Consider the following 6,149-nt stretch of genomic DNA (forward strand, 5'->3'; position numbering starts at 1 on the left):
AAATTTGGCTCTTCTCGACTTTGTGTGATAATTTTTGCTTATGTAAGGTTAAATGCTTACTGGGCAAGACTTTTAGGACTATTTTGAAAGAAGAAACTATCAGTATAGACCTCGTTTACACACAGAAACCAGAAGAGCCGAAAATTTTTGCCGAGTTGTTGCTGTTATAGATGCGGATTTTTCGAGAATAGAACAGCAAATTCCCGACAGTAATCATCTCTTTTTAACCGATGAACATGATTTGGAAATGATGTTAATTAAATCTGCTGCTTTCGATAAATTATTAAAAGAACGAGGAAGTGAAAAAAAATGCAGCTTTTTCCAAAGATATTAGAGAAACTTTACTAAAGTTAGGGCAGGAAATTGGTAAATTAAGATTGCTATCTCTTAGGAATAAGTTGGATTTAAAGTTTGAAGGATTAAATTTTAGTAAGTTTATTGACAAAGAGAAGCTGTCAATAAATATTGACGAATTAATTAGGGCTTGCTGAATAAATGTGAAATGTAGGCACTTCATCGGGCCGCGTCCTGTAGGGGCGAAGCATTCGGGCAATAATTTATCGGTGAAACCGGAGATTTTCTATCCGAATGCTTCGCCCGTACTTTTTCAGCAATCCCTATATACACTAATGATTAATTGGCAATCTAATCATCATCCTTATCAAATATTCTGATTCGGTTTATTGCCTGAACTTGGAAACGCTATATTTAACAAATCGGCTCGGCTCGACTTTGTGTTATAATCAAAGCTGGGCTTTAAAGACAATATTCTCAGCAAATTATGCCTATTGTTCTTCCTGGCACTCTAATTTCACTGAAAGATTAATTTAACCTTGATCTGTCGGGACTGATTTCTTAACCTGTTAATAAATTGATTTTTTCCCCAGTCAGGCTAGAATCAGTAGGATTAGCATCCAAGATAATCGGGGTAACTTTGGTTAATCTGGGGCAGTGTAGCCTAAAAAAACGCCAAAAATAGTCAAATTTAGACTTGAGTGGCTTCTTACTAACTGTTTAATCTATTATTTAGGTATTAGACTCTATGACTAAAGCTCCTACCGTAACTTCTGCAATCGATCTTAAAGATTCGCAATATTACTTTAACCGAGAATTAAGCTGGTTAGAATTTAATCGTCGTGTGCTTTATGAAGCACTTGATCCTCGGACTCCTCTACTGGAAAGATTAAAATTTACCGCCATTTTTTGTGCCAATCTCGACGAATTTTTTATGGTACGGGTGGCAGTGCTTAAACAACAAGTAGAGGCAAATGTAGCCGTTTTAAGTGCCGATGGCCGGACTGCCTCGGAACAGCTAACCGAGATCAGTAAACGTCTGCGTCCCCTTGTGCAACAGCAGGATCGTCTTTTTGAACACACCCTAAAAAATCTCTTAGTGGAACAGGGAATTCATCTGATTAACTATGTAGATTTACATCAAGAACAGCGCAATTATCTCCACGATTACTTTGAACAAAATATTTTCCCCGTTTTAACTCCCCTAGCGGTGGATCCTAGTCATCCTTTTCCCTATATTTCTAATCTTAGTCTCAATTTAGCCGTAGTCGTTCGCGATCCCGATACCGATAAAGAACTATTTGCCAGGGTGAAAGTGCCGCAGGTTTTCCCCCGTTTTCTGGCATTATCAAAAGAATTACGCCACCAAGACGGAAAAGCTTCGATTTGGACGGGAGTACCCCTTGAACAGGTGGTAATGCACAATTTAGAGGCACTTTTCCCCGGCATGATCATTCAAGAATGTTATCCTTTTCGGGTGACGCGCAATGCTGACATCTCCGTCGAAGAAGATGAGGCCGATGATTTATTATTAGCGATCGAGGAAGAAGTACGCAAGCGCCGCATCGGTAAATCGGCAGTACGTCTGGAAATTCACAGTTCTACTCCTAGCAATATTAAAGACCGGATCATGCGCGATCTGGGACTTGAGGAGATCGATGTTTACGATGTGGATGGACTGCTAGGACACAAAGATTTATTTTATTTTCTGTCCTTACCCTGTCCCGAACTGAAAGATCCGCCGTGGAATCCTGTCACCCCACCGGTTTTACAGGGATTGCGAGAAATAGTTGACGGTAACGAAGACGGGATCCTAGAACAGGATGGCGAAGATATTTTTACTTTAATTCGCAATAACGATATTCTCGTTCATCACCCCTACCATTCCTTTAGTGCCTCAGTACAACAGTTTATCGCCCAGGCGGCCCATGATGCCCATGTTTTAGCGATTAAAATGACTTTGTATCGTACTTCCGGAGATTCCCCGATTGTCAATTCCCTGATTGCAGCGGCGGAAAATGGTAAACAGGTAGCGGCGTTAGTGGAACTAAAAGCACGCTTTGATGAGGAAAATAACATTAGTTGGGCGAAAAAGCTCGAACAAGCCGGAGTTCACGTTGTTTATGGCTTAGTTGGTCTAAAAACCCACACAAAAGTGGTTCTCGTGGTCAGAAAAGAAGGGGATAAAATCCGTCGTTATTTCCATATTGGCACGGGCAATTATAACCCAAAAACAGCTAAATTATACACTGATTTGGGTTTACTTAGCTGTCGCGAGGATTTGGGGGCAGATATCACCGATTTATTTAACTTTCTGACTGGATACTCCCGTCAGCAATCCTATCGCAAACTTTTAATTGCTCCAGTGAGTTTGCGAAAACGGATGTTAGCAATGATCGATCGCGAGGCCAAAAACTGTAAAAATGGCGGTACGGGGCGCATTGTCGCAAAAATGAACGCTCTTGTCGATAAACCGATTATAGAAGCTTTATACGCCGCTTCTCGTGCTGGTGTGCAGATTGACTTAATTATTCGCGGCATCTGTTGTTTACGACCCGGATTGCCAGAAATAAGCGAAAATATCCGAGTAATTAGCATTATCGGCCGCTTTTTGGAACATTCCCGCATTTTTTACTTCTACAATGGTGGTCAGGAGGAGGTTTATATTGGTAGCGCCGATTGGATGACGCGGAACCTGACTCGTCGCGTGGAAGCAGTGACACCTATCGATGAACCAGCGATCGCCAAGGAACTAGAAGAAATTCTCGGCATTATGTTGTCAGATAACCGACAAGCATGGGAATTACAATCCGATGGCAGTTATATTCAGCGTCGTGCTGACAATGAGGGACAGGAAAGCAGTACCCATGTAATTTTAATGGACAAGGCCCTTAAATCTGCGGGTATTAGTCCATAGGAACAGTGATCAGTTATCAGTGGGTAAGTTGTCAGTGATCAGATGTGCTACTAAATCTGGTTATTAAAAACTGATTATCTATTGCTCCTTTTGCCTATTGCCTATTGCCTTTTGCCCGTCCTGATATGTAGCCTATACTCAACGGATTTAGTATGACTAACTGGTTGAGAGGTTAAACCATCTCAAAAGCTGAGAGCAAGCATCTTGATCTGTATTTTCTCAACCAGTCAAATCAAGCAAAAATCCTAATAATAATTACCGACTTTGCGATGGTGAACGGCCGTTAAACTATCAGGTTTAGAAACGCGACCATCGGCAACTTTATTGTAAACAATCCAGTGGTCAGCACATTCCATGCGACTAACTACCTCACATTCTAAATAAGCGAGAGCATCGGCTAAAATTGGGGAACCATTATTAGCGGTGCGAGTATTGACTCCTGCAAAACGATCTTCCCCAGGTCCGAAACGTTTTAAAAAGTGTTTCATCAGGGTTTGATAATTGCCTTCTTCCAGAATGTTTAAAATGAATTGATCCCCCACTTGCATTAAAGACTCGATCGCCCGATCTTTAGCCACAGCAACGGTAAAACCGGGAGGATCAAAACTTGCTTGCGTCACCCAAGAAGCGACCATTGCCCCGCTTCTGTCTCCTTTCTTGGTGGTAATAATATATAAACCACCGCTAATCCGTCCGATGGCTTTATCGAGGTCAGTATCGAGGGATTTTCTTTGTTTAACTTTTACGTCTTGGGTTAATAGTTGTCCCATGTCTGTACCCGCTTCTTCACAGCGTTGATAGAGACTCTCGTTAGGAGTTTCTGTGCTACGAATGGGATCAAAAGCTTTGGTTAAACCAACTTCACGAAACTTATTAAATAGAGGTAAAATTGATTCATCATCACCCCCTTGAGATTCAAACATTCCGATATATTGTTTGGGGTTAACCGAGGCGAGAATTGTGCCTAAATTAACCGTAATTTCTTGGGCATTAATACCAGAAACGGGGGGAGTACCGATGACGATTCCCACCGCAGAAGAAGCTAATTCTTTTACCTCTTGGGGATCGGCGGATTTCAGGTCTAAAGTTTCTACAGCCAAACCAGTTTTAGTAATACCTTTAGCAATCGATTGACAGAGGCGATCGCTATAACCATAATCGGAAATATAGAAGACAGCGACGGTTTTTTCTGCCTTAGTTTGTGCCTGACTCCAATCACGATAATGGGTCAATAATTCAGTAACATTATGTTTTAATAACGGTCCATGACCATTAGCCACGAGATTAATATTACCTAGGGGTTCCATCCGTTTCATCGCCGCTAGTACGGAACGAGCATTAGGAGCCATTAAACATTCATAATAGAAGCGATAATCTGGTTCAATAGCACTTAACTGCTCATCGTAGAGATCATCGGAACAGTAGTGCATTCCGAAGGCATCACAGGTAAATAAAATTCCCGAACCGTGATCGTAGGTAAAAATAGTATCGGGCCAGTGTAAATTAGGAGCGTTAACAAATTCGAGAATGTGACCATTGCCTAGGTCTAACTGATCACCATTTTTGACCAGTTGACGCTGAAAAGGATGATGAACTAAATTCTCTAAAAACTGAATTGCTACTTTCGAACCAACGACGGTAATATTGGGAGCGAGTTCCAATATATCTCTGACTAACCCACTGTGATCGGGTTCGGTATGACTGATAATTAAATAATCGATTTCTTGCGGGTTAATTAATCCGTTGAGACTATCAAAATATAGTTGACGGAATTTTTCGTGAGAGGTATCCACAAGGGCGATTTTTTCCCCACGAATCAGATAGGAGTTATAAGTCGTACCGTTTTGTAATCCGAATTCAATATCGAAGCGATCGCGATCCCAATCGAGGGAACGAATAGCGGTGGTGTCTGCGGTGAGATTGGCCACCTGCACGGTAAGACGTTTTGTTTTGACTGGTGTAGCAACCATCGAACCCCTCCTTATTGTTAAGTTTTTTATACTTTGTCTCTATTGTGCCACGAGGAAATAAGATATGGGGATTTATTTTCCCATAATTACTGATAAGTAGGGAGGCACAATTATTTGTAGGATGGGTTAGCGGTAGCGCAACATGATCTGGCGTTGGGTTGAAGCATGAAACCCAACCTACGTTCTGATAACAGTTATCTTAATGCTCAGGTGGGAGTCGATCGTCGATAGCGAATTAGCTTATACTTCATCTTTATGAGAAACGCTCTCTAGGGATCTGTGTGGGGAAATGGCTGTTATACACTCGAGTGAAGTTAAATTGGACAACTAGCGATCGCTTTTCGGCGGAAACAGGGAATTAGACAAGAAATGCTAATAAGCTAAGACGCATTTAAACCGCTTATTCTTAGATTAGCAGCCAGATTCAGACAAGAAAGGCTCATGTGCCTTGCCTACACTCTATTACTTGTCTTAGATGTCTGTATAATTTGCTATATTTTTAGATGAGCTTATCATGATTTCCCGATCCAATCCACCCAGTAAAGTTACTTTAGAATTTGGGTTACAAGTTGAGGGTAAAACGGTGATTCCTTTGCTGACAAAAGATTCAGCACAAGCTAATATTAAAGTTGCTATTGAATGGCAATTTAACCAAGATAAGGGAGGTTAGTATGCAAGTTCAAATCGAAAAACGCTATTACACACCTGAAGAATACTGTCAGCTAGAAGAAACAGCAGAATACAAAAATGAATATCTAGATGGAGATATTATTCCTATGACGGGAGCAACAATCAATCATAATCTGATTGCTGGTAATTTTTATAAAAATTTTCCGACTAAGATTAACAATCAAGATTATTGGGCTTTTATGAGTGATGTACGGTTATGGATGCCAAGATATCGCTTTTATACTTATCCTGATGTCATGGTGATTAAAGACAAACCATTATATGAAGGAAAAGGCACA

Annotated in this window: 5 protein-coding genes; 4 read left to right on the plus strand and 1 reads right to left on the minus strand. The window is 40.9% G+C overall.

Going from position 1 to position 6,149, the window contains the following annotated elements; all coding sequences use genetic code 11:
• The first annotated feature begins 199 nt into the window (after positions 1 to 199).
• The gene (locus IM509_RS18040; protein WP_249264840.1) at positions 200 to 334 is read left to right on the plus strand and encodes a hypothetical protein; all 135 of its coding nucleotides are present in this window, start codon (positions 200 to 202) and stop codon (positions 332 to 334) included.
• Positions 335 to 1,042: 708 nt separating this feature from the next.
• A complete protein-coding gene (ppk1, locus tag IM509_RS18045; protein ID WP_052278216.1) occupies positions 1,043 to 3,211 on the plus strand; it encodes a polyphosphate kinase 1 in 2,169 nt (722 codons plus the stop codon).
• Between the two features lie 245 nt (positions 3,212 to 3,456).
• Here the strand turns inward: ppk1 and IM509_RS18050 are convergent, their stop codons facing one another.
• The gene (locus IM509_RS18050; RefSeq protein ID WP_185236779.1) at positions 3,457 to 5,181 is read right to left on the minus strand and encodes a diflavin flavoprotein; all 1,725 of its coding nucleotides are present in this window, start codon (positions 5,179 to 5,181) and stop codon (positions 3,457 to 3,459) included.
• 514 nt (positions 5,182 to 5,695) lie between these two features.
• On the opposite strand from IM509_RS18050, the gene IM509_RS18055 reads away from it, so the two are divergent.
• Positions 5,696 to 5,851, plus strand: coding sequence for a CU044_2847 family protein (locus tag IM509_RS18055; protein ID WP_002762885.1), 156 nt, complete (start codon positions 5,696 to 5,698; stop codon positions 5,849 to 5,851).
• Position 5,852: 1 nt separating this feature from the next.
• Positions 5,853 to 6,149, plus strand: a 297-nt coding sequence (locus tag IM509_RS18060; protein ID WP_271987681.1) for a Uma2 family endonuclease, incomplete at its 3' end; no start/stop codon positions are given.

The sequence above is a fragment of the Microcystis sp. M31BS1 genome (genome assembly GCF_020245285.1).
Classification (GTDB): Bacteria; Cyanobacteriota; Cyanobacteriia; order Cyanobacteriales; family Microcystaceae; genus Microcystis; species Microcystis panniformis.

What these genes read in the sequence shown, in the direction of transcription:
- ppk1 (WP_052278216.1), top strand. Translation starts at nt 1,043, where the DNA reads ATGACTAAAGCTCCTACCGTAACTTCTGCAATCGATCTTAAAGATTCG.
- IM509_RS18050 (WP_185236779.1), bottom strand. Translation starts at nt 5,181, where the DNA reads ATGGTTGCTACACCAGTCAAAACAAAACGTCTTACCGTGCAGGTGGCC.
- IM509_RS18055 (WP_002762885.1), top strand. Translation starts at nt 5,696, where the DNA reads ATGATTTCCCGATCCAATCCACCCAGTAAAGTTACTTTAGAATTTGGG.